The 25,545-nt window shown below is 38.6% G+C and carries 15 protein-coding genes, 1 tRNA gene and 1 pseudogene; 13 read left to right on the plus strand and 4 right to left on the minus strand.

The window, feature by feature from the left end; genetic code table 11:
• The first annotated feature begins 128 nt into the window (after window positions 1-128).
• Together E4N80_RS03120 and E4N80_RS03125 are read left to right on the plus strand one after the other, a co-directional pair.
• Entirely contained in the window at window positions 129-2,258 is a 2,130-nt protein-coding gene (locus E4N80_RS03120) for an ATP-dependent DNA helicase (protein WP_253700378.1), read from the plus strand.
• A gap of 79 nt (window positions 2,259-2,337) precedes the next feature.
• A complete protein-coding gene (locus tag E4N80_RS03125; protein ID WP_253700379.1) occupies window positions 2,338-3,093 on the plus strand; it encodes a lysophospholipid acyltransferase family protein in 756 nt (251 codons plus the stop codon).
• Between the two features lie 21 nt (window positions 3,094-3,114).
• On the opposite strand, the gene E4N80_RS03130 is transcribed toward E4N80_RS03125, so the two are convergent.
• Both E4N80_RS03130 and E4N80_RS03135 read right to left on the minus strand, forming a co-directional pair.
• Entirely contained in the window at window positions 3,115-5,877 is a 2,763-nt protein-coding gene (locus E4N80_RS03130) for a hypothetical protein (RefSeq protein WP_253700380.1), read from the minus strand.
• A gap of 25 nt (window positions 5,878-5,902) precedes the next feature.
• On the minus strand, window positions 5,903-6,313 hold the full coding sequence (locus E4N80_RS03135; RefSeq protein ID WP_253700381.1) for a hypothetical protein: 411 nt from the start codon (window positions 6,311-6,313) through the stop codon (window positions 5,903-5,905).
• A gap of 186 nt (window positions 6,314-6,499) precedes the next feature.
• Here E4N80_RS03135 and E4N80_RS03140 point away from each other — a divergent pair, with 186 nt between their 5' ends.
• From E4N80_RS03140 to E4N80_RS03160, 4 genes and pseudogenes are all read left to right on the plus strand, one after another.
• Window positions 6,500-8,410, plus strand: a complete 1,911-nt coding sequence (locus E4N80_RS03140) for an adenylate/guanylate cyclase domain-containing protein (RefSeq protein WP_253700383.1) — start codon at window positions 6,500-6,502, stop codon at window positions 8,408-8,410.
• The gene (locus E4N80_RS03145) at window positions 8,364-11,141 is read left to right on the plus strand and encodes a FecR domain-containing protein (protein ID WP_253700390.1); all 2,778 of its coding nucleotides are present in this window, start codon (window positions 8,364-8,366) and stop codon (window positions 11,139-11,141) included. The genes E4N80_RS03140 and E4N80_RS03145 overlap by 47 nt, the downstream gene beginning before the upstream one ends.
• Window positions 11,131-12,321 (plus strand): fibronectin type III domain-containing protein, encoded by a 1,191-nt coding sequence (locus E4N80_RS03150; RefSeq protein ID WP_253700391.1) that lies wholly within the window; start codon window positions 11,131-11,133, stop codon window positions 12,319-12,321. Before E4N80_RS03145 ends, E4N80_RS03150 begins: the two co-directional genes overlap by 11 nt.
• Before the next feature lie 12 nt (window positions 12,322-12,333).
• Window positions 12,334-15,295: pseudogene (locus tag E4N80_RS03160) on the plus strand (leucine-rich repeat protein).
• Between the two features lie 414 nt (window positions 15,296-15,709).
• On the opposite strand, the gene E4N80_RS03165 reads toward E4N80_RS03160, so the two are convergent.
• Together E4N80_RS03165 and E4N80_RS03170 are read right to left on the minus strand one after the other, a co-directional pair.
• Window positions 15,710-16,486, minus strand: coding sequence for an Rpn family recombination-promoting nuclease/putative transposase (locus tag E4N80_RS03165; protein WP_253700397.1), 777 nt, complete (start codon window positions 16,484-16,486; stop codon window positions 15,710-15,712).
• Window positions 16,487-16,651: 165 nt separating this feature from the next.
• Window positions 16,652-17,818, minus strand: a complete 1,167-nt coding sequence (locus E4N80_RS03170) for an HAD family hydrolase (RefSeq protein ID WP_253700398.1) — start codon at window positions 17,816-17,818, stop codon at window positions 16,652-16,654.
• 170 nt (window positions 17,819-17,988) lie between these two features.
• Between E4N80_RS03170 and ispE the strand changes: the two genes are divergently transcribed.
• The 7 genes from ispE to E4N80_RS03205 all read left to right on the plus strand — a co-directional run bounded on the left by ispE (window position 17,989) and on the right by E4N80_RS03205 (window position 25,460).
• Window positions 17,989-18,843, plus strand: a complete 855-nt coding sequence (gene ispE / locus E4N80_RS03175) for a 4-(cytidine 5'-diphospho)-2-C-methyl-D-erythritol kinase (protein ID WP_253700399.1) — start codon at window positions 17,989-17,991, stop codon at window positions 18,841-18,843.
• A 64-nt stretch (window positions 18,844-18,907) separates the two neighbouring features.
• Entirely contained in the window at window positions 18,908-19,189 is a 282-nt protein-coding gene (gene spoVG / locus E4N80_RS03180; RefSeq protein ID WP_253700400.1) for a septation regulator SpoVG, read from the plus strand.
• Window positions 19,190-19,269: 80 nt separating this feature from the next.
• Window positions 19,270-19,342: transfer RNA gene (locus E4N80_RS03185), tRNA-Gln, on the plus strand.
• Between the two features lie 70 nt (window positions 19,343-19,412).
• Window positions 19,413-20,048 (plus strand): 50S ribosomal protein L25, encoded by a 636-nt coding sequence (locus E4N80_RS03190; protein ID WP_253700401.1) that lies wholly within the window; start codon window positions 19,413-19,415, stop codon window positions 20,046-20,048.
• 143 nt (window positions 20,049-20,191) lie between these two features.
• A complete protein-coding gene (gene tilS / locus E4N80_RS03195; protein ID WP_253700402.1) occupies window positions 20,192-21,616 on the plus strand; it encodes a tRNA lysidine(34) synthetase TilS in 1,425 nt (474 codons plus the stop codon).
• Between the two features lie 129 nt (window positions 21,617-21,745).
• Window positions 21,746-23,785 (plus strand): tetratricopeptide repeat protein, encoded by a 2,040-nt coding sequence (locus tag E4N80_RS03200; RefSeq protein ID WP_253700403.1) that lies wholly within the window; start codon window positions 21,746-21,748, stop codon window positions 23,783-23,785.
• Window positions 23,786-23,849: 64 nt separating this feature from the next.
• Complete coding sequence (locus E4N80_RS03205) at window positions 23,850-25,460, plus strand: S1C family serine protease (protein WP_366797282.1); 1,611 nt, start codon at window positions 23,850-23,852, stop codon at window positions 25,458-25,460.
• Window positions 25,461-25,545: the final 85 nt, after the last annotated feature.

The raw sequence follows: 25,545 nt of genomic DNA on the forward strand, positions 1-25,545 counted from the left end.
GATATTTATTATTAATTCCTCAAATCTCTATCTTATCAAAATATTTTGCAATAAATAGTAAAATTCCGCCCTTGAAATCGGCAGGGAAATATGATAAAATCGCCGTCTTGAGTGATAGGTCTTAAAGCATGGAATACTTTGATGATGATTATTTTGACGACGAAAAAATATACCCCCTAGATCCTAAAACGGTTTCTTCTCTTTTGGAGGAAGGCGGACCCCTTGCTTCATTTTTTGAAAAATATGAGGCCCGTGAGCCGCAGCTTGCTTTAACAAAATCGATTTGCCGCTGTTTTAATGAAGAGGCTATAGGCGTCTTTGAGGCCGGTACCGGAGTAGGGAAGAGCCTTGCCTATCTTTTGCCTGCAATGATGTGGGCAAAACAAAATAAAAAACGCGTTGTAATTTCTACAGGGACTATAAATTTGCAGCAGCAGCTCATCGAAAAGGATGTTCTTACTGCAAAGAAAATTTTGGGCAAGAGCTTTCAGGATATGAAGGCTTGTCTTGTAAAGGGGCGGCATAATTTTTTATGCTTACGCAGAATGACTCAGGCATTAAGGGAGAACGATTTTTTTACTGAGGGGCAGGAGGAGCTTGATAAGATAAAAGAATGGGCAACCGAAACAAAGGACGGCAGCCGCTCTGACCTTGATTTTATGCCGACGGAAAAAGTTTGGTCTACTGTTTGTTCCGAACCCGACAACTGCCCGATGAATAAATGCCCTTATTTTTCGGGCTGCTTTGTGATGAAGCTGAAAAGAGAAGCGGAAAACTCCTCCATACTGGTTGCTAATCATCACATCTTATTTGCAGACCTTTCCGTAAGGGCAGAAGGCTTCGGCTATCAGGGAACGGCTGTTCTTCCTTCTTACGACAATATAATAATCGATGAAGCTCACGGAATTGAAGACGCTGCACAAAGCTTTTTTTCAAGCGATATTTCCCGATTTGCCTTACACAAGCAAATCAACTTACTTTACCGATTTAGGCGGGGAAAGCAAGCCGGCATTTTAAGCGGCATAGTTTCAATATCTAAAAAGGCGGAACTCTTTACCGAAATCATAAACCTTCTCGAAGTTGCTGCAGCTTCTTTTAATATTCTTGAAGAACAAGCCTTGCAAGTTCTGCAAAGCTATCAGTCAAAAAGCCTTGCACAAACTTCCAGCGATGAAAAAGAAAAACTCTTATCTTGTGTAGACAATTTTTTTAAAAACATAAACAACTTAAACATAAAACTTGAAAGCCTTATCAATGCAGCTGATGGAGAAGAAGATGAAGAAGGCTATATAAGAGACGGCCTTGTAGTATTGCGCCGCTTAAAAAAAATGGCTTCCGTAATGGAAAACTTTTTAAACAGCAGCGAATTCCCGAACGATGTTTTTTGGTTTGAAAAAATAAAAACCTCTCAAGGGGAGGCTGTCCGCTTTATTCAGACACCGTTAAATTTGGCCCCGATAATGCGGCGTTCTGTTTTTATGCCCATGGCAACCGTCATCTGCGTTTCCGCTACCTTAAAAATCGGAGACGATTTTAACTTTTGGCTTAACAGAAACGGCCTTTATAATTTTACCGAAAAGAAAATCATAAAAGATTTTTTCCCTTCTCCTTTCCCGTACGAAAAAAATGTTGTCTTTAATATTCCGGCCGATATGCCCATGCCTGATGAAAACAATTTTCAAGATGCCGTAAATGAAACCGTCCTCGCCTTATTGGAAATAACTCAAGGCAAGACCCTTATTTTGTTTACGTCTTATGATTCTCTTCAAAAAACTTGCGAATATGTAAGAGAGCATATTGATGAAAAAATAAAGATTTTAAAACAGGGCGAGGCTGATAGAATGCAGCTTTTATACGAATTTAAAGATGATGTTACAAGCTGCCTTTTTGCTACTTCGTCTTTTTGGGCAGGGGTGGATGTACCGGGAGAATCCCTTTCCCATGTAATTTTGGTAAAACTTCCCTTTGCGGTTCCGACCGAGCCCATATTTAAAGCAAGGGCTGATTTGATAGAAAAATCGGGCGGAAATTCCTTTATGCAGTTGAGCGTTCCGGAAGCCGTTGTACAATTTAGGCAGGGCTTTGGAAGGCTCATGCGTTCCAATACCGACAGGGGTATAGTTACCGTCTTAGATAAAAGAATTTTAGTAAAACGTTACGGTTCAATATTTATTCAAAGCATTCCGCAAACAATTCAATGTTTTTCGGAAACAAAAGCCGTATTGAACAAAATAGAAGATTTTTTGTATAATAACTAGATTCAGTTTCATAGGAGTTGATAAACAGTTCGGCACAAATAGTGCCTCACTGTTTATCGGTATTATATAGGAGAAGAAGATGGGTGCTCTTATTGCAATTTTATGTTGTTTGGTTGCCTTATCATGGAGGGCTACGCTAATCGGCGTATGTCATTCCGTTTACAGACGCGGCTGTGATTGGGTTAATAGCGAAGTAATTGTAGGACCTGCTCCTCGCTTATTGTTTGCTTTTTTTAAACAATATATCGGTTTTAAGTTTGAAGGAGATTATACTCTTACGGATCAGCTGCCTGAGCAGTATTTGGTTATATCCAATCATCAAAGTCTTTTGGACATAGTGGTTCACATGAACTATTATAACGGAACGCGTCTCCGCTTTGTTGCAAAAGAAGAACTCGGACATAATGTTCCCCTTGTTTCTCCTATGCTTAAAAGCGGAAAACATTGTTTGGTAAAAAGAACAGGAAGTCCGACCCAAGCAATGAAGGCTGTCGATAAATTTGCAGACCATGTTGTAAAAAACAATCTTATTCCCGTTATCTTCCCCGAAGGTTCCCGCTCAAAGGACGGTAATTTAAAAACTTTTCATGCGGCAGGGTTCCGCCGATTTTTAAATGCGGCTCCAATGCCTGTAGCAGTCTGTGCCGTTGACGGAGGCTGGAAAATATCTTCGCTGACCCGTATGGCAAAAAACCTAAAAGGCGGCGCATACAGGATTAAACTTTTAAAAATTTATGATGCTCCTCAAACAAAGGAAGAGCAGATTAAAATTCTTGAAGAAGGAAAAGCCCTCATACAGACCCAGCTTGATGAGTGGCGTAAAGCCGATAAATAGAGTTATACTCACAGCCTTAACTTAAAATTTTATTTGTATAATAGCTTTAAATTTTCCTATCTTTATATTTTCAAGAGGATGAGCGTATTCTATACCTATGTTTGCGGCTGTACTTATGGTCATATAAAGTTTGCCGTAAACCGACTGATAAATATCGGCCGTATTTTTTCCGGCGTCTAAAAAATTAAAGATTGCCCTGTAGCCTGTTGTAATATTGAGCCTGTTAAAAAATATGGGAAGCCATGAACTTCCTGTTTGAATATCATAACTTAAAAGATTGACCTCTCCCTCAAAGCCGAAGCCGTAATTTAATTTTCCGGGACGGATAAGTTTTTTTACGTTTTCATATTCGCTCATATTCGGAAGATAAGATGCCATGCCCATCAAAGCCGTATTATTAAAAAATCCGTAGCTGCCGGTGTGCGGAAGAGCAAAGGCATTGTACCCTAAATATGAGCTCAAGGTTAATTTAATCGGAACTATCGGCGGTCTAAAAGATGCGTAAGCTTGAACGGCAAGAGCATTTGTTTTTGAAGGAAAATGAAAACCATGTTTTAATCCGGCTGCCGCTTGAAGCATTATAAAATCTTTTGTAAAAAAATTCGTGTTTAACTTTTGAGAAGATTTTTGATAAGTATAAACGGCGGATAATTCTTCGGATAGGACGGGATTTCCTAATTTTTGTTCATAAAGAGTTTTTGCACTTTTATAGGAAGAGCCGAAAAAGCTGAATCCTTCAATAGATAAACCGGCTTTTCCCGAAACATTATTATAAAAAGAATTTAAGGGTAAGAATAATTCGCTTTCTATGCTGCTTCCGATTTTTCTATATTTAAAGGATTTATTTTCATCATAAAATTTAATTTGGATATCGGCAGGCCTTGTTGCTGCTTTGAGTAAAATGGACGTTTCATAAAAAAAAGGCTTAAAATAAAAAAGAGAAAGAGTTTCAAAATATAAAAAATTTGTAGGATCATTCCAATATAATTTTAGACCGATCGGTACGGTTTTGTTTTCTCCTAAAAGTCCCGAAAAATCAATGATGGGCAGAGGAAAGGGTTTATGTATCCATGAAAAATAATTATACTTATCCTTTGTTAAAATATCGGTATTCGGAATTTTTGTTTTTATTTCTTGAGCCGAAATATCGATAGGTTTTAACGATGCCTTCCTTTCAGTAAAAAGTGAAGAATCTATTTTATAAAGCGAATTGTATTTTGTAAAAACTCCGGCATAGATAATTTCATATTCTTTAGTATCTTTTTTTTGCCTTACAACAGGGAAAAAAGTACCGCCGGAAATGTCTTTTTCCAAAACCTTTAATTCATTTGTTTTTAAATTAAAAAAAGCCGACCTGTAAAGGTTATCTTTACCCGCCCATGAAAAACTTAAAACAGGTTCTTCTTCCGAATTGTTGCTTTGCAAATATCTTATTGCAGGAAGCGAATTTTCAAATTCAAGTTTTTGTATTTTTTTTGAAACCGTATCGAGTATCAGAATGTCTCGGTTTATTCCGTTGGCGGCGATGACTGCGATTTTGTTTTTGCCTGCAAATACCGGATTGTAAATAGCTGAATAAGGAAGTCCCGGACCTGCCTTTAAAAGACCGGTCTTGGAAAGACCTTCTTTTTTTTCAAAAGATTTTTGATCGATTAAAACAAGTTCGGAAAACTGACCTTTTATTTCGATTCCGCAAAGTGTTTCGCCGCAAAAGGACGCATACCTTAAAGACGGATATTCTTTACTTAAAAACTTTTTTTTCTGCATGTCAAAGATGATTGCTCTATTGTGTTCACCGAGAGGGGTGTTCACCAAATCGCTTACCAAAAGAAATTTTCCGTTTTGCGAAAAACTTAAAAAAGAAAGGGTAGGGTTAGCCGTAAAAAGTTTTTCTTCTTTTCCCGAATCGTCAAAAAATATTACGTTTTTTGTTGTAAAATCAAAACAGGCAAAGCCGTTTTTATAGCTTGCAATAAGACTGAAACCTCCGGCTTCCTTAATCGGGTTTTGAGGACTGAGAGCCTTTTCGGGAAAGTAAATCGATTCTAAAAAATTATTCCAAAGCTTATCAAGTTCCTTGTCAAAAATCTTTTTTGTTTTTCCCTGAGGAAAAGACGAAAGTGGATTAGCCCAGTATTTTACATAGGTTTCCATTCCGTAAATTTTTTGAAGATATTGGGCAAAGGCTCCGCCGTAAATATAAGGCCAAAGTCCGCCCGGGTAAATATCTCTAGCTCCTGCCGCCTGTTTCCATGAAGGACTTGCATTTTCAAGCCGTCCCTGCATTAGGTGGTGCATTATCAGGGGATCGTTTAGTCTGCCCTGATCGTCTTCTGCACTTTCGTAGGAAACGGCAACGCCCTCGGTAAAGGACATGGGGAGAAGGGGCAAAAAATACGTGAGCGAAATTGCATGGGTTAATTCATGATAGAGGACTTTTAAGATTATGTCGCTTAAATTGCTTAGCTGACCCTCTTCCGGCAAGGTATCAAAAAGAACAATCCGGCGGTATGGAAAAAAGGTATAATAACCGTTTAAGGCTTCCTTTCCGCCTTCGATATAGATGGGCATTCTTTTTGGAATTTTACGGTTTAGTTTTTGAGAGATTTCTTCGGCATAATTATCCGCATGTTCCGAAATTAGGGCTGCCGTCTTTTCCGATACCGGAGAATAAATTATATCGAAATACTTTGTTTTTTGAACAAAAAGATTTTGAGCATTTAGCTGTATAAAAGCACAGGTTAAAAAGGAAATAAAAAAGATGAATTTTATTTTGCATTGCATATTATGCAATTATGCGTAAAAAAACTTAGGCTGTCAAGTCGAGTACGCCTGCAGGAAGGGGATTGCCTCCGTATCCTATGTTTTCGGTTTGTATCATCGTGTTTTTGATTTGATTGTGGTAATAATCCAAAAGTCCGTCTATTTGATTTTCGCTTATTTCCGATTCAAGTTGAGCTGCTGCCGATTTTGTAAGCTCTGCCTTTTGGGCTTCGTTGGTTTTCATAGAGACAAGCTGGTCTATTATTGAGTTTAAAATACGTAATTTGTCGATACTCATGCCCGACTGGCCCTGAGCCTGAGCAAAACCTGAAACATATTTAAAATGGGCGTAGAGGACTTGGCTTGCTTTGACGGGTACAAAGGCTCTTCCGCCTGCCGAAATCCTAGGCATTGCAATTTGAGAAAGAGCTTGAAGCGGTGAACTGTTTGAAACCATCTATTCCTCCAATAAGCGGTTTGTTTACAAACCGCATACTCCATACACTTAGATTATCGGACTTTTTTTAATTGCCTTTAAGCGAATAAAATTTTATTTTTCCATCAAATTTATTGAAGATTTTGTTTTTTTGTGATATTATGTACTGATATTTGTAATTGTAATGCTTATTTTTTTGGAGAAATTATGTTAAAAAATGATGGCGTAAACGAGAAGGTTAAATTCTCAATCGGTGCTAAACTGATAATTATTATTTCGATTTTGGTTGTGTTTTCTCTGGGTACTATAACAGGCCTTGTTACATGGTTTGTAGGCGAAGATATTCAAACTATGTCTGAAGAAAGCAACAGGACGGTAAATTTTCAAGCCGGAGCTGCGGCAGAAAAGGAGCTTTTGTCGATAAAGGCCAATGCTTTTTTGTTCTTGGATGTTCTTAACTCAACGGAAACCGGGTCAGGCATAGCAAAGCAGACTGCCGATTTTTATTTTGAAAGAAACCCTCAGGTAGCGGCTGTTTTGGTTACCGATGCAAGAATGAATAAGCGTATTTATCGAAAACTCGTTAGTACCAATTTTTTCCTTTCCCGTGAGTTGGATTATTCCGCCATTGATGAATTTATCGAAAACGAAATGGATACGGCTATTCAGGCGGAAAAAGGCATAGAGCAGGTTATAAATGCTTCTCCGTTTTTTGGAGAGTCCATCCTTGTTCTTTTTTACCCTTATAGGGAAAAGGGCTTGGATCAGGGATTGGTAATCTTCTTTTCGGCTGAGACCCTATCCGAGAATATAGGTACGGGAAAACTTCAAACAACCTATCTTGTAAATAATTTGGGCGATATTTTAATTCATCCCGATTTTGAGCTTACCAAAAACGGAATTAACATAAGCGATTCAAAACTCTTTATAGAAATGCGCGAAAAAGGCGACATGAACAGGCAAATCCTTTTTACCGACAAGGAAGGAAAAAAACAGTTCGGTGCATACAGAAAACTTTCGATAGCCGATCTTGCAGTTCTTACCACGGCCGAGGCCGATAAGGTTTTGGAGCCAGTAGTCAGGTCAACCTTTAAAAATGTTACTTTAGGTGTTGCGGTTTTAGCTCTTGCAATCCTTTTTATCTGGTTTTTCTCCAAATCAATCAGTTCTCCGGTTAAGGCTCTTGCCTCGGCTGCCGGCGAAATAGAGCAGGGTAATTATGAGCTTGATCTAAAGGCTAAAACAAAGGATGAAATAGGCCTTTTGACAAATAGTTTCGTACGAATGGGTAAGGGCTTGGCTGAAAGAGAAAGGCTCAAGGATTCGTTCGGACGCTTTATCAATAAGGAAATTGCAGAGCTTGCAATGAAGGGCGAGCTCGCACTGGGAGGCGAAACAAAGGAAACAACTATTTTCTTCTCGGATATACGCTCCTTTACGGCAATTTCTGAAAAACTCGAACCGAATGAGGTTGTAGAATTCCTCAACGAATACATGACACAGATGGTAGAGTGCGTAAACGATACCCATGGTGTAGTAGATAAATTTATAGGTGATGCAGTTATGGCTGTTTGGGGTGCTCCTACAAGTGCGGGAAATCCGAGAGAAGATGCTCTTAACTGTATAAGGGCTGCTTTAAGGATGAGGGCTGCACTGATTATCTTCAATCAAGGAAGAGGCGGCGACAAAAAGCCTATAATCCGCATAGGCTGCGGTATTAACTCAGGCCCTGTCGTTGCAGGTCAGATAGGTTCCAAAAAGAGGATGGAGTACACGGTAATAGGCGATGCCGTAAACTTGGCATCCCGTACCGAATCCTTAAATAAACCCCTTGGAACGGATATTCTTATTACCGAAAATACTTATCGGCTTGTAAAAGATAAGGTCTTGGTTGAAGAAATGCCCTCGGTTACGGTTAAAGGAAAATCGGCTCCTTTAAGAATGTTTGCGGTTATAAATATGCCTGAAGAAACCGGCATTCCCGGAGCCGGAGAAAAAGGCCCGAAGACTTTGGCGCAAATTAGAGCAAAATTAGGAATTCCTACTCCCGATTTGAATAAGGTAGATGTAAATGAAGATGAAAAGAAATACAACATCCAAGCACAAAACAAACAGTAATTTTTTAGACCTCGTTGTGGTCATTGTTTCTCTGGCGGTTATATTTTTTGACTTGTTTTTGTTTGTAAAGGAGCTAAACAGAACATTTGAACGTACGGATACTCCCATAGCTACCATTGAATATAAATACAAAACCGTTCAGCGTAAATTCAACGATAGAGCCGTATGGGACCGTCCCGTTCAAAATTCTTATTTATATAACGGAGATACGATAAGAACTGCAAATGAAGCCTCGGCAACCATTCATTTTTTAGGAAATGAAGATGCAGGTAATGTAGTCGAGGTTGACTCAAACACGATGGTTCAGATTTTTGCCAAAAATGAAGAATCGGAACTTAATTTGAATTCGGGCTCGGTATCGGCAAAAACGGCAAACAATAATCTACACTTAAAATCGGATAATGCAGACATAAGCATCGAAAAAGGCTCGGTATTGCATGTGCAAAAAGGCGATGCTGAAAGTCTTCAGCTTGCGGTAGAAGAAGGTTCCGTTTCCGTTATAGGCAGTACAAGCGGAGAAACGGAAGTTCTTGAAGCCGGTTCCGTTTTACAGCAGGGCAAAGAAGCAAAATTAGTTATGATAAGTCCCGGCAAAAATACAAGGCTCTTAAATCAATCGAGGGATGATTTAGGTATAGATATTAAATTTAAATGGCAATCTTCCTTTTCCGGTAATGAAGAAATTTTCCTTGAAACTTCTCCTTTAAGTAATTTTAGTGTAGATACTAAAAGATATGATGTCCGAGGTTTAAAAGAATTTACCGTGCGGTATGACAGCGGAGCCTTGCATTGGAGATTATCGGCCAAGGCAGGCGCTGAAAGCGAAGATACCGTATCCGGAAAAGTAACTGTTATAAAGGCTCCGGCTCCGGTAAATCTTCTTCCCGAAGCGGAAAAGACCTTTGCATATAATACAAATCCTCCCCATATCAGATTTTTATGGGAGGGGAATGAATTATCTTCATATTACACGGTTGAAATTGCAGATAATAAGAATATGGAAAATCCTAAAGTAGTCAAGAATTCGAGTACGGAATCTTTTTCGCTTTCTGAATTGACGGAAGGAACTTGGTATTGGCGTGTTCTTCCAAAATACGGATTCGATTCTTCATTTAAAGCTCAAGCCTCGGATGTTTCGGCTTTCAGTATAAAAAAGACCCAAGAAGCCGAAAAACCTAAACTTCTTCATATGAAAAAAGTTATGGATACCTCGAAGGGAAAAGGCCTTACTTTCTCATGGAAGCCTAATTTGGATGCTGCAAAATACAGGGTAAAAATAGCCAGAGATAAGGCGATGAGCGATGTGCTTATAAACGATATAGTTATAACGAGCTATTTGGACTTAAAAGAAGCTTCAAAACTTTTGCCTAATGGAGAGTATTTTATGACCGTTGCCTCTCTTGATGCAAAAGAAAACGAAATCGGCATAAGTGATGTAGCCTCCTTTATAACTATGGACTCCGAGATTATTTTACGTGCCGTTTTTCCGCCTAATGATTATAGTTTGCTCCAGCCTCTGACAGGAGACACCTTCTTTACATGGAAGAGTAATTTCGATTCGGAGCAGTTTTTTCAGGTTTCGGATACCGAAGATTTTAAAAAACTTACCGTTAATAAATCTACCAAAGGTTTAGGCATTGACGGAATTGTTTTGCCTGAAGGTAAATGGTATTGGCGCGTATGTACCGAATTGGACGGAAAGCTGTATACATCCGATATAAAAAAATTAAACGTTATTCCTCTTCTCGATAAGCCTGAACTGGAAAATGCAAAAAAAAGTATTGTAATAGTGCCCGGACGTAAAAGCAAATTTAACTGGAAACCGATAGAAGGCGCAGATTACTATCAGGTAAAACTGACAGACAGAATTCCCGGCTCTAAACCTTTTTATGAAGACCTTTATGCTTCAAAAACCGAAATAGAAATTGCTATGGGTAAATTTGAAGACGGGGACTACATATTGAATATACAGGCCTTTGCAAATGCAACATTGACTTCAAGCCGAAAGTTTGGGCTTTCACAGGCGCACGGCTTTACGGCAAAACATTTGAAGCCTGTAGAGCTGTTAAAACCTGCCGAAGGTGCAAAGATTGACGGTATTGAAGCCGCTTTGAATCCTTCTCAGGCAGAGTGGTCGTCCGTTCATCCGCCTGTAGGTGTAGAATTTATTCTGGAAAAGGTAGGCGTACGCGCTCCCGTTTTTGCTTTAAAAGATGCGGGGTATAAGGTGCAGCTTCCGCCTTTAGCATCAGGAAAATACCGCTGGAAGGTTATAGCCGAAACCGAGGACGGATTCGATATTTCGTCGGAAAAATATTCCGCATTTACGGTTTTGCCCATACCGCCTCTTCCAAAGGCAAGGTTTGTATTCCCGGGCGAAAAAGAAGTCTTAGGAATTCCTTTCTTTTCTTCACATCGAAGTATAGTCTTTAAGTGGAAGCCTGTTGATAAGGCAACTCATTATGTTATGAAAATATATAATGAGAAAAACAAAGTAATTGCAAGCACCGAAATTAAAGCAAAATCGGGAGCAGAGGATCTTGTTTATGAATTTAAGGATTTAAGCCGATTATCTCGCGGGGCATTCTTTATAGAGGTTATTGCGGAACGGCGTTTGGACAGCGGATTGGTGTTTCAAACCGGAACTCCTTCAAGAAAACGTTTTGACATCGATTTACCTAAAAAAGATAATGTAGAAACTGATGAAACGGGAGTCCTTTATGGAAGATAAAAGAATATTTATCAGGAATTTAGTGATTTTATTTTTGCTGCTTTTGTTCCCTTTGGGCGCTTTTGCTCAAAAGGTTGAAGAGACTAATGAAGTAAAGAAAAATTATATTATTGAAACGGAAGGAAAAAAAACGGTTTTTTATCAAACGCTTTCTTGGGAAAATGTAGAAGGTATCTTGCATTTTGAATTCGAGCTTGAAAAGAAAGAAAAAAACGGCAAGTGGCTTGTTGTAGATAAAAAGAAATTAAAGCAAAATTCTCTTGAGGTTTCATTACCTGCCGGAAAGTACCGGTACAGGATAAAGGTTATAAACCTTCTCGGTCAGGTGGATGCGGTAAGTGCAGACCGTTATTTTGACATTCTTGTGGCCTATCAGCCTGAAACTTCTTCCGTTTCCCCTGCTGCAATCTATTTTGATGAAGAATATAGCGATGTGGTAAGTCTTTCAGGCAAACATTTTAGGGAAGAAACCACCTTTGCTCTTAAAAAAGAAGGCGGTTCTCCTATTTTCGGCAAAATTGTCGAAATAACCCCTGACGGAACTAAGGCAAAAATAAGCTTTAATATGTTGAGAATTAATCCGGGGCAATATGAATTTGTTGTTACCGACCCAAGCGGTTTAAAAGATTCAAAACAGAAAATGATATTTAAATTTCAAAAACCTATTGATATTTTTCTGTCAGGCGGTTATGCCTTCAACGGCTTTGCAGGGAACAAAGTTTTTAAAGAATACTTCGGAAGAGATTTTGCGGCCTTAAGCGGTGTTTTAAGGTTCAGCCTTGTACCGATAAAGCGTTCTTATGGAAATTTCGGCTTTAATTTTACCGGTTCGGGTATGTATTTAAGAAAAAAAGACTCGGATTATACCTTGTCTGCAGGTCTCCTTTTAACCGGCATACAGGCTGTTTATATGAAATCTATAATAAGACACCGCCTCAATTTTGATGCTCATTTAGGTTTCGGCACTGCATTTATGGTAAATACACAATTTGTTTTTTCCGAGTTTAAAAGCCCAAAATCATGGTATTGGGGCTTGACAATGAATTTAGGCACAGCCTTGCAGGTTTATGTTTATAAAAAATTATATATCGAAGTAAATCTCGATCATATAATTCCGTTTAGAACAGGTTTCCCCAAATATATAGTACAGCCATCGCTTTCAGTAGGCTGGGAATTTTAGAGAGGCGTTTTTATGAAAAAAATTTTAAAGATTTTAATAATTTCAGCGGTATTACTGACAACTGCCATTGTATTTGCAACATGTAAACAATTTATAGACAATCCTGAAGAATTCTTAGGTTATTGGTCGAGTGAAGTTGTTCCTACAGACTTCAGCATCGATAAGCCGACCCAAAAAATTGGAGACGTAGAGTGTATTCCGTCGTACTGGAATGGAACGTACTCGGATGTAACGCTTACGATTAAACTGCATAACCCAAGAAAATTTAGCTTAGTTACCTACGCCAACGTCCTCAGCAGCAGATGTGCAGAAGATTATAAACTTTCCCGGGCTTTCAACGCAGCCGACATACGGCACGCACTACACTTTAGAGCAAACGCCCGACAAAACGGCATTGAAGCTCACATACAAGCCAGGCTTTTTGAAAGACCATGAGTGGGGCATGGGTAACATAAGCCCCGAAATTACCCTCACTTCCACAGACGGCAGACCATTCAATAAGAAGTTCAGTCTGAACCTAAGGGCGGACACAGCGCCTAAACTCAGTTCTTCCATAACAATCGGTAAAACGGCAAACCCTATAGGCGGTAAGTATTATTACGTTATTATACTGAAAGCCGAAGATATGATCGAAACGGCGGGTACCGGATCTTCTGCCGGAAAGTTGCACAAGGACATTGAAGAGCTGTCCGTAACAGGCGGTGATTCGGCTGCGATGGCGTTTACATCGGGAAATACAGCCTTTGAACCAAGCGGCCGACTGCTTGCTTCAACCGAAGTTGTTCTGCTTTCAGGTGATGAGACTTCGCCGTCAGCTCCCGCATGGAATGCATCCATTGTAAGCAGTCCCTGGGCATTGCGCTATAGAACCGACACGGAAGTAAAGACTGCAAGAAAAAACTATACATTCACTCTTATAGATGAAGCAGGCTTAAAATCTTCTGACATTCACGTATCAACCCCTGCAACGAAGGCGGAAGATGCAAAGCTGTACTATAATTCAAAAGACATATCTACACAAGCCGGTAACCCAAGCAGTCCGTATCTAATAAGTACAGAATCGTCGATTACGGTTAAGGCAAAAACGGAAACAACCGGTGCAACAATAAGGGGTACACTCTTCAAGAAAGAATCAAGTACATGGCGATTTCTTAACGACATAGACAGCAGCTCTAATACCGAGGTTGATATAACGTTGGAGGCTCCACCTAATCTTGGTCATGCGATAGAATATAAAATAAGCCTGACTACAGGCGGAGACGGTTTTGCTGATGGCACTGCTAAAGAGTTTTATGTTAAAGTAAGAAAAGGTACGGTCTTAGAGATTAAGAGCTCCGATCCTAATCCATGGACCACGCTTAAAGCCGAGGTAGAAAACTCTAGCGGCGGTGCCGACATAATCAAAATCACCGGTAAAATTAAGGCTCCTGGACAGAATAACCAAATTAATGTAAGTCGAACCGTTAAAATAATGGGCTCTAATAAGAATACCGATATATTGGATGCTGATGATAAAACCTTTATTTTTAATATGGGGCTCGGCGTATTGACTCTTGAAAAGCTGACGCTCCAAAATGGAAAGAATCCCGATACTGCCAAAGGCGGCGGTGCGATCTACAGTGGTTTATCAGGAGAATTGACAGCAGTAGATGTTATTATCGAAGGCTGTGAGGCAGAAAATGGCGGCGGTATTTATGTACACAACCATGGTAAAATTATCTTGATAGATACGGAAATAAAGGGTTGTACCGCAACAAATAACGGCGGCGGCGTGTATGTGGGTGTAAACGGTACATTTAAGATGCATGGCGGTACAATTAAGAATAATACAAGCATTCTGGGAAAAGGCGTTTATGTACAAGGTTCTACAGGCTATTTAACCCAGGACGGTGAGTTTATCATGGGCGGCGAAGCCTGTGTAGGGAAATGGGAAAACGGTACCCTGCAAGACGGCAATGATGTGTATTTAGATGAGGGTAGTAGATCTCTTGCTCGCATAAAAATTGACAAAGGTAAGCCTATAACGAAATCGAAAGCTGCCTGTATTACTCCGGAATCCTATGGTGCCGGCGAAACGGTACTAATGATGTCGGACGGCAGTACGGATGTAGAGGCTTATAATGATAGGTTTACCGTAACCCCGGAAATCACCGGCGGATCTACGCAGACATGGTCAATAGATGATAATGGGGAATTAACAAGCCATACGAAAGTACGGTATGATCAGTTGGAAGCCTTCCTTACTTCGCCTCAGGTTTCGTCAACCGCAATAAACCGTATCGAAATAACAGGTGAGATACCGCAAAATCACTTTGATGGCAGCAGCTCGGGTTCCGGAGAACTCAACAAAAGGATAAAAAAAGCCGGCTCTAAAAAACTTGCGCTTAAACTGCCCGCCGCCATTTCAGGCGTTACTTCGATGGAAAATTGTTTTGTAAGTTGTAGCAACCTTGTTTCTCTGGAGAACATTCCTTCAGGCGTTACAAATATGAAGGACTGTTTTTTGAACTGCACTGGTTTAACCACAGCTCCATTTATTCCTAATGGTGTTATGAATATGGAGGGCTGTTTTCAAGGGTGTAAAAAATTAACCATAGCTCCCACTATTCCTGATAGTGTTACAAATATGAAGGACTGTTTTTTGAACTGTACCGGTTTAACCACAGTTCCCGGTATTTCAAATATGGTGATGGATATGGAGGGCTGTTTTAGAGGATGTACAGAATTAACGATCGGTCCAGATATTCCCTCAAGCGTTACGAATATGAAGAAATGTTTTTTGAACTGTACAAAATTGAAAGGAGTAAAAATTAATCGTGATTATCATGGCTGCAATTTTGACGCTGCTTTTCAGAACTGCTATGACTTGGATGCAGGGGGAATAAAGGTTCCTTCAATTTATCTTCAAACCTATAAGGATAATGCGACCACTATGGGAACAAATCTTAATAAGTTTTCTGCAATAACACCTTAATTAAACCTGGTGTAGTAGTAATGCTTAATTAGGAAGTTGTTCCTAATTAAGCATTACAAATTTTTCAATTTCTGCTTCGGAAAGGCCTGTTATTTCTTTAATTAAGGCTATATCAAAGTTTTTTAGCTTCATAAGTTTGGCTGTTTATTTCTTAGGTTCATAAAAACCTTTATACCATTATATTTGTAGGAATTATTTGAAAAAAATAGTAAATTAGAAAAATATTTTTATAAATTGGATTAAACTAAAAATTTGATAACAATGCGGGTTCTTAGGGGCGCAGCCCATAAGCGGAATTTTGGAGAAAGGAGGGGTTATAGGGGAGGTACAACCAACGAAGTTTCGAGATTAAACACCTTTCTTCCGAAAAAGGGGGCTTAGCCTCGAAGCTTTGCCGGCTGTACTTCCCCTAATTTACAGTTTTTCAATCTCTTCTTCGGGAAGGCCTGTAACCTGCATAATTTTTTGTATCGAGTCTCCCAACTGTTTTAATATTTTAGCTGTTTCTATTGACTTTTGCTTTAAGCCTTCCGAAAAACCTTTATACCTAGCATCCATCTCAAAGGTTGACATTAATCTATATTCCTGCCTTGCCTGTTCATTTTGTTTTACTGTTTGTATCATTTTTTCTATCCTCCTTGTAAATTCACTTTTTGCCTTACCTGTTTTAAGGTATTCTAAAAATTCCTTTAATTCTTTGTCTTTAGTGTTCTTAAATGCCTCTGCGTTTATTATAATCTTTTTTGTTCCATCTTGTAAAGATGTGTTTTTATCTTCAAGACAGATATTTTCAAAGGTATAAACAGATCTATTTTTGCCTAGAACATCAAATAAACAGATAAAAATTATAAAGCTTTCATTTAAATCGTTATAGAAATTCCCTTTATCCAAGAACGAAATATCTATAGCTGCTTGGTAAAACCTCATTCTTTTAGGTATATTCTTCTCGTTGCTTACCTGCATTTCCACATCATAAAATTTACCGTTTTCAGCTTGTACAAGAACATCAAACCTTACGGATTTAGCTTGTTCGTAGGCGTTAATATTATGTTGTACCGAGATATAAGTAATTTTACCTATTGTGTCTGATAATATCATTTCAATAAGTGTTTTACATAAACCTTCATTTTGCATGACCTTACAAAACATAAAATCGTCTTGTAATGTTAAATCTTCAAACTTCTTAATCATTTGTTTTCTCCTATTATTTTTTAATATTTTCCCATCCCCATTATATTTATAGAAAATATTTGAAAAAAATAATAAATTAGAAAAAAAATTTCTTTGCGAAGTTGAGCTTGTGCTCAACGTTTTGAGCTCGCTGCGGTTAGATAAAAAAACTGCAGAGAGGGCGGCTTACTTTTCGGGCAGGCTGTCCAGAGGCTTTTCTTCTTCAGGGGCCTTTGAGATAAAACAGCCTTTTTCGTTATTTCTGTGCTGAACAATTATCCGAGCATCAGGATTGCCTCTTTCTTTAATTCCGCTCATTAAAAGGGGATATATTTTAGCTTCTTTTTTGGGACTTCTATTAAAGATTAGGATCAAGGCTTCGTCTTTAAAAGCATCCATCATATAAAAATCGCCGTCCCCGTCGCCTGCTATTAAAACGGGAGCCTTGTTTTGGTGTTTTGGGGCAAGGACTTTTTTTATTGCTTCGGCCTTTCCCTCTTTTCTTGTTGCAGGAATCGAGGTGTCATCTATAACGGTAAGCTTTTTATTTTCATCCAGGAGCCTTCTTCTTCCGAAAACGTTTTTGCTCTCCAGCTTATATCCATATTTTGGGTTGGAGGCAAAAACTCGTACATTGTCTTCTTGGGAGGCCGAGCAAATATAGACTTCGATTCCGTTTTTCCTTAAAGCCGAAAACAGGTCTTGCATTTCTTCTTGAACGCGCAAGCCCTTTCTATAGCCGCCTTCTACTTCTCCGGCTCTTCCTTTTAAGACCGATGAAGATCTTACCTTATAAGTTTTTATTTCGTCTTTTAGGCCTTGGTCTATTGCCGTTTCGGTAAGGGCTGAAAGTTCTTCTATCGTCATACCGGTGCTTACGGATTGGCCGATGTCCACACCGCAAAGGGAGGCTGCTCCCCGCATTAAAACGAGCATCTTAGCCTTAAAATCTATAAATTCTTCGGTCAATGTAATTTCTGCAAGGCTCATTTTTCCGCCAAAATGCAAATAGTTTTTATATAGAAACTCGTAGCGTTCATTTAGATCGTCGGAAAGTTCTCCGGCAGTTAAGGCCCTTCCTTCAAAGTTTACCGTATGGGGCAAAATCTCATCTTGAGGAATTCCCGCCCTTATGGTTTGATTAAATTCTTCAGGATTTAAATTAAAACAAAGATTTTCAATCTGGTATACAAAAAGATTATCCTGTGTGTCATAAAAAATTGAAGTAAAATCCCAGTCAAAAACGGCATAATTCCCGTTAAAGGCTTTTTCTCTTATAAGTTTTTCAAGCCTCTTTTTATTTTGAGGCTCCCAGTTTCCTGTTTTTAAAATTAAAGCATCATCGTTAAGCATAAGGCCATTATGAATAAATTGCAAAATAAAGTCAATCGGAAGGGAAAGAATAACTAGTCTATAAAAATATCGATTTTTTTATTCAGCCTTATCACAAAAAAACTTAAATTATTGAGATTTCCATTATTTTGTATTGACAAAACTTTATAATTGGATATAATGCTTAAGACATGATTAAAAGTGCGATTAGCCTTAAAGCTCATGCAAAAATTAATCTGCATTTGGAAGTTTTAGGAAAGAGAAGCGACGGATTTCATGACATTGTAAGTGTTTTTGCTCCGATTTCTCTTGCCGATGAGCTTTTAATGCAAAGAAAACCGGATAGAAAAGAGTGTAGGGTGCTTTCTCCTTTGGCTGAATTGCCGGCAGAAAACACAATTACAAGAGCTTATGAAGAGTTTAAAAACTTTACCGGTATTTCTGACGGCGTTTCCGTTAGGATTTTAAAAAAAATCCCTGAAGGTGCCGGATTGGGAGGCGGATCTTCCGATGCCGCTTCGGTTTTGCGAGGTCTTAACGATATGTTTTCTGCCGCTTTACCGGAAGAAGACTTAAGGGCTATAGCTTTAAAAATAGGAAGCGATGTTCCGTTTTTTTTGGGAGATGGAGCTGCGGTTGTACAAGGCCGCGGAGAAGAAATAAAGAGAGTTTCCGTTTCTTCAGATTATTTTGGGATTTTGATTTATCCCGAAATAAAAAGCGCTACACCTAGGGCTTACAGCCTTTTAGGCCGTAAAGAATCGGAGATACTGAATGCTGCTTTTAATCCTGAGCTTTTTTGCGGCAAAGATTGCCGTGAATGGCCTTTTTTTAACAGTTTTGAAGATGTTCTTTTTACGGAATATCCTGCAATAAAAAAGGCAAAACTAGACCTTTTAACTTACGGAGCTGATTTTGCTCTTATGAGCGGTGCCGGTTCTTCGGTTTTCGGACTTTTTAAAGATGAAAAAACAGTTAAAAATGCTTATTCCCAGCTTTTTGTTGAATATGGGCGATGTTTTTTCTTCTTGTTACTTGCGTTCTGATAGAAAGCGTAGTAAAATATTGGTAGGTAAGGTATTACCAATATTATTATGCAAGGAGGACAGTATGGAAATTACAGAAGTCCGTGTTCAGAGGGTGAGTCCGGGGAATAGTTTAAAGGCTTATGCTAATATTACGTTTGATGATTGCTTTGTCCTTCATAATGTAAGAGTGATCGAGGGTAATGACGGTTTGTATATCGGAATGCCCAGCCGGAAGTTGAGTAACGGTGAGTTTAAAAATATAGCTCATCCTATCACTGCCGAGTTTAGAGAAAAGATGACAAAGGCTGTTTTGGAGGTTTACGAAAAAACACCTGTTATGCCGGGGCAAGAGGCTGAAGTGTAGCTTTAGCAATCAATTTGTGACGTAATATTTATTTTTCTGTTTTTGGATACAATTTAGCTCTCGGCTTTTTGTATATATTTTGGGACGTCGGCAAGTGGTAAGCCAACGGCTTTTGGTGCCGTCATTCCGTAGGTTCGAATCCTACCGTCCCAGTTTTGAGGCTGCTTTTATCGGCGGTCCTTGTTGCAAACTAAATAATTGGTATTAGAGGAGTTCTGGGATTATGGAACAGAGACTGTTAAACGCAAATGAAAGATCAACATATGGTAAAAATGCCGCTGTAAAAATGAGAAAAGCTGGAAGAATTCCTGCAGTAATGTATGATAGGCACGGCAAATCCGTTTCTATTGATGTTGATGAAAGAGAATTTATGAAACTTTTTAAACTTGTTACCGAAAGTACTATTGTAACATTAAATGCAGCGGGAAAGGATTACGAAGTTTTTATTAAAGATTTTCAGCATGATATTGTTACGGACAAGATTAAACATATCGACTTTTACGAAGTAGAAAGAGGAAAGTCCTTACGTACAAAGGTTAAGATTAGACTTGAAGGTTCTCCCGAAGGCGTACGCCATGGCGGAATTCTTGAAACCGGTATTACTGAGCTTGAACTTGAGTGCCTGCCTAAGGATTTACCGGCCAGGATTATCGTTGATGTTTCTGCACTTGATGTAAATCAATCTCTTCACGTCAGGGATATTAAGCTTCCTGAGGCCGTTACCGTTTTAACAAGCGATGATATAACGGTTGCTGCTATTAAGTTTGCTGCTGCTGAAAGTACAACACCGGTTGCAACTGAAAGTGAAGGAACCGAAGCCGCCGCTGCCGCACCCGAACCTGCTGAAGAGGCTAAATAAGTCTTATATTCTAGAATAAGAACCTTCCGTTTTCTTAGTGAAAGAACGGAAGGTTTTTTGTTTATTGTATATTTAAAAAAAAGTAATTTTTTTAGCATTTTTTGACTGTTGACCATTTTTATAAATTATGTAAAATCTATTTTATGGCAAAATCGTTTTTAAAAGATGTGCTTTTAGGCTTTTCCTCCTTATGCGATAGGGCGGTCGGCCAAAACTCCGATAGAACGGCCAGGCCGGTTGCACCGTTGAAGCTTCTGCTTGCCGTTTCAGGGGGTGCCGATTCTATGGCCATGCTTTCTGCCTTTTTGGAATTGAAAAGCGATATAAATGCCGAGATTTTTGTACTGACCGTAAACCACAATATAAGACCCGAAAGAGAAACCTTAGGCGATGCCCAATTTGTTTTAGACTTTTGTAAAGATAAATGTCCATGTATCTTAGCCGAAATTCCTAAAAATACGGTATTCGATGAGGCTAAGAATAGAAAAACGGGAATTGAAGATGCTGCCCGCTTTTTGAGGTACAATGAGTTTGAAAAAACGGCTGATTCTTTAAATGCCGATTATATTTTGACGGCACATAATAAAAACGATAATTATGAAACGGTTTTGATGAGGCTCTTTCAAGGCTCCGAGCCTGAAGCCCTTATGGGGATTTCTCCAAGACGGGGAAGATTTATTCGGCCCATGCTTAATATCAGCCGCTCTGAAATAGAAGAATATTTAAAAGAAAAAAATATCCCGTGGAGAGAAGATGCCACTAATCTTGAAACCTCATATCTTAGAAACAAAGTTAGACATAATCTTCTTCCTGCTTTGACAATCTGTTTTGACGGCTGGCAAAGGGGCTTGGATAAAAGTTTAGCAAAGATAAAGGCTCAAAACGATTTTATTATCGACTCTTATAAGGCAAAAAAAGAAACATGGGTGTTGGATAAAAATGAAGAGTGCTGCCGATGTAAATTTCTTTTTTTTGTAAGCCTTGAAAAAGCCTTAAAGCTTAAATTTCTTCAAGAAGGCCTTATTCTTTTAAAGGGAAAAAGAAGAATTCCTTACTCGGTCTTTGACGATTTGATGAAGCTTTCCGATACTAAAAAGAAAATTTTTTCGGGCGGCTTTTGTATAAAAAAAGAAGGAGATGAGGTATTGCTTTTTAAAGCCGTAACCGAAGAAAAGACAGGCGAAGTCTTTTATTCTATCTGGATTGATAAGCCTTGCACTTTTGATACCCCTGCCGGAACTTTTAAGGCCGTAAAAAATGAAGCCGGCTTTTTTATAGTGCATAAAAGCGATAAAACTTGCGGTATAGGGCCTTTTAATCCTCCCTTTTGTGTGCGTTCACGCCTCTTAGGAGATGAAATTGAGACTTCTTCGGGTTCAAAAAAATCGGTAAAAAAAATTATAAATGACTGGAATATAGACTATGAAGATAGAAATATTTTGCCGATAATCGAAGAGGGCGGGGTAGTTAAAGCTATATACGGAGCCGTTTTCGGCAAAAAAAATTGGTATGTTGTAGGGAGTTATGATAAACAGCTCGGCAGAAATTCAGCCTCACTGTTTATCTGACGAGTTTTGTACCTTTGGTACAAAACATCGCATTATTGTATGTAGTTTTGCATAAAGCAAAACTACTTGAAAAAACTTTTTTCGCAAATTGATATTTGCTGCAAAAAGTTTTTATGGGAGTAAAATAAAGTGAAATATTCCTGTAGATTTAAGTGTTTTAAACTCAAGCATAGAATATGTGCTTTTTTTATTTTAATTTGTGTAGGTATTTATGCAAATCAAAGTGAGGGGGTAAATTTATCTGCCGCCCTATCATATTTGCAGAATTCCGCTAAGCTCTTTACCGAAGAAAAATGGAAAGAAGCCTTGTTTGAGGCTCAGCTCGGTGAAGTCTATGATTCGAAAACCGCCGATTTTTTATATATTCAGGCAGTATGCAGCTTAAAACTAAATTATCCTAATGAAGATATATTGCAAAAAGCCGATGCTGCCTGTACCGATGGAATGATCTGGCGATTATACGATATAAATGCCGGCCGCTTATTGGCGGCTCAAGTTAATGCAAGAATGTTAAAATACAAGGAAGCTCTGGAGCTTGTCAAGCTTTTACCCTTTGAATCGGCCGAATCGGACTATGTAAGGGCGGATGCTCTCTACGGGTTAGGCAGGCATGAAGAGGCGAAACAGCTTATTTCCGAAGCTCTTGACCGATGGGCCTTTAATTCCTCTTTTGCAAAATTATTCTTTTTACGTGAACGAGGAAAAAAGGTAAGCTTTTTCGGTAAAAAGTTAGCCGGACATATAATTTCCCGCCTTTACGCGTGGCAGGATGAGGATCCGTCTCTCCTCTTGCTTGCAAGTCCCTTTGAAACAAAATCGGAAGAAAATATCAGACGGCTGAAATTATACAGGGGTATGTATTTGCCTTTTACAGAATCGCATGATCTTAACGATTTATATAACCGCTCATATTCTACCTTGCTTTGTCTAAGGTACGGTATAATAGATGAACAAACGGCTGTAAACGAATTTTTATCGGCTAAGGTTTATTATTTTAACCCGATTTTGAAGGAGTATGTTCTTACTCAGGCTATGTATGAATCTCATTTGGTCGAGCTTTTACGCTTGGTTGTAGATTCCAAATTAAGAAATGAGCTTAAAAAGTTTTTATCGGTCTATGAAGGTTTGATTGTTGATGACGAAAACGGAGATCTGATTATAGATTCTAAAATTTATTATAAAAACGGCAGACCTTGGTGTGCCGAATTTGACAGCCTCCAAACAGGATATCCCGAATACACTGTAGAATGTAACTTCGGTATTCCATCTGTAATTCACGGCAAAAAAAATGAATATTCGGTGTCCTATGATTCATATCCGGCCGTTAAAAATTGTATCAAAGACGGTAAAAACTACACTATGCGGCCGCTTGATCTTAATTGGGCTCCTATAGAGTTAAAAGAACTAAATCTAAAACTGTACGGCATGCACCAAAAACAACAAGCCTTTTTTTCTTTAAAAGTAGGCAAAAATGTAAGAAGTCTGCATGAAGGTACATTAACTTACTCCGCGGCATTTTCTGAAGAAAATACTCCATACATAAACGGAGGCGTAAAAAAAGTATTCTTTGATAAGGGTATCCCGATAAAGGCCGAGGTAACTGTGTTAGGGGAGCCTTACTCGCAAACTAATTACAGAAACGGCTTACCTGTTTTTGAAAACATAGATAAAGACGGAGACGGTTATTTTGAAACAAGGATTGAGTATGATCCAAAGGGTGTATTAAAAAGGATAGATATCGATTTAAATAAAAATAAACTCTATGAATATTCCGAATACTATCAAAAAGACGGCTCCGTTACAAAGGTGTGGGACAGCGATGAGGACGGTTCCTTCGAAATTACATATACGCAATATGGAAATGGTGACTCTCAAACCGAATGGATTCATCCAAAGCTGAATAAAAAAATCCGTGTTAGTTATAAAAACGGAAATCCTTTCCAATTATTTGACGGAAAAGAAAACCTTATTCTTATTCCTTCGGATAAGGGGAACTTGTTCTGGCTTAATCGAACTCCTATAAATATTGAAAAAGTAAACGAAAAAATTATAGAAATATTTAACCAAACGAGCCTTCCGGTTGTTTCCTATATGTTTAGTATAAATAATATTGAAGTTTTTGCCGTGCGCTCCGGAGGGTTTGTTTTTGCTGAAATCGTCAATGAATAAAATAAGTTTTTTTCTTTTCTTTTTGTTGATTTTTTCTTGTACTTCAACCAAAGAAGTTTCTTATGTGGATTATTCGGATAGATCCAGCGTATTATATCAGGTTGATTATACGGAAAAGCTCCTTAAATCCGGTAAGATAACGGATGCTCTAATCCGCTCTCAGATTCTTCATCTTAACACAAAAGATTTTGAAGAAGTTGCCAAGATCAATTTAAAGTCGATAGAAAAAACGGAAGCTGCATTTTTACAAAGTATAGAAGAAAAAAATTGGGATGAGGCTGTCAGGTATTTTAGGTCCCTTACTGCAATAGGGAAATGCCCTGACGGATGGACGGAAGAGCGAATCTTTGAAGAAAGAAATATCTTATGGAAAAAAAATGCCGATCTTCCCTTATTAAATTTACAAAATAAAAAAAATCATTCAGCAGGTTCATCTTCTTTTCCTCAAAATATAGATGAGATGATAAAGGGCTCTCTTACCGTTTGGGTGGATAGGGGAACACGCATACAAAAAGGTTATGCCTCGCCGGACATTGTTATAGGTTCGGGTTTTTTTATAGATTCCCGCGGTTATTTTATTACGAATTATCATGTTATTCAAAGCGAGGTTGATAAAAAGTATAACGGCTATTCCAAACTTTATATTAAGTCGCCCGATAATCCCAATATAAAAATCCCTGCAAAGGTTGTAGGTTGGGATCCTCTTTTTGATTTAGCTTTGGTAAAGACCGAGTACACACCTCAGTTTATTTTTAATCTGGGCTCTTCAAAAGACTTAGGAGTCGGAAGCCGTATTTATGCAATAGGCTCTCCGGCCGGTTTGGAAAAAACCCTTACCTCAGGTATAGTATCGGCAAAATACCGAAGGCTTTTTTCTATGGTAGATATAATGCAGATAGATGCTGCCGTTAATCATGGAAACTCTGGCGGGCCGATAGTGGATGATAAGGGTCTTGTTCAAGCCGTAGTATTTGCCGGTCTTGAAAGAAATGAAGGTCTTAATTTTGCAATCCCTGTTGAGCTTTTAAAGGCTGTTCTTCCCGATTTATATAAGGGCGGAGAAGTTAAACATACTTGGCTTGGCTGCCACGGTCAAAACCGAAAGGGCGGTTCGAGTAATGCCGGCGGAGTTCCAAACGGAGTTCTTGTAAACTATGTTCTTCCTGACGGCCCCTTTTCAATTTCAGGTATAAATGAGGGTACCGTAATAAAAGAAGTTAACGGTATTCCGGTAAATTCGGTTGAAGAAATACAGGCAAATTTATTGTCTATAGCTCCTGAAACCATTGTCCTCATTAAGGGCTATCAAAAAAATGAAGCAGGTATTTATGAAGAAAAAACTTGGCCCGTTTTATGCGCCGAACGGCCTTTATATCCGGGAAATTCCGTTTTTCGAAAGGACAGTATAGCAAGATCCATGCTTCCCGTTTTCGGATTTAAACTTGAATCGGTGGGAAAAAAGAATTCTTATAGGGTTGCAGAGGTTATCCCCGGCAGCTTTGCATCTGAAAATGCCTTTGGTATAAATGACTATATTGAGATTAACGGAAAAAGATGGGATAATGAAAACGAAGAGATTATTCATGTAAATATCTATACAAAAAAGGTTAGGGCAGGTTATATGGACAGCTTTATGGTTTTAAGTGCTTACCTTGATAATCCCCTTTTCTTTTAAACAGGAAAATTTTTTAAGTATAAATAATTACGTATAAATAATATGGAACGGTTAAATTAAAAACTGAAAATAAACCAAAGGAATG

This window comes from Treponema denticola (genome assembly GCF_024181605.1).
GTDB lineage: Bacteria > Spirochaetota > Spirochaetia > Treponematales > Treponemataceae > Treponema_B > Treponema_B denticola_B.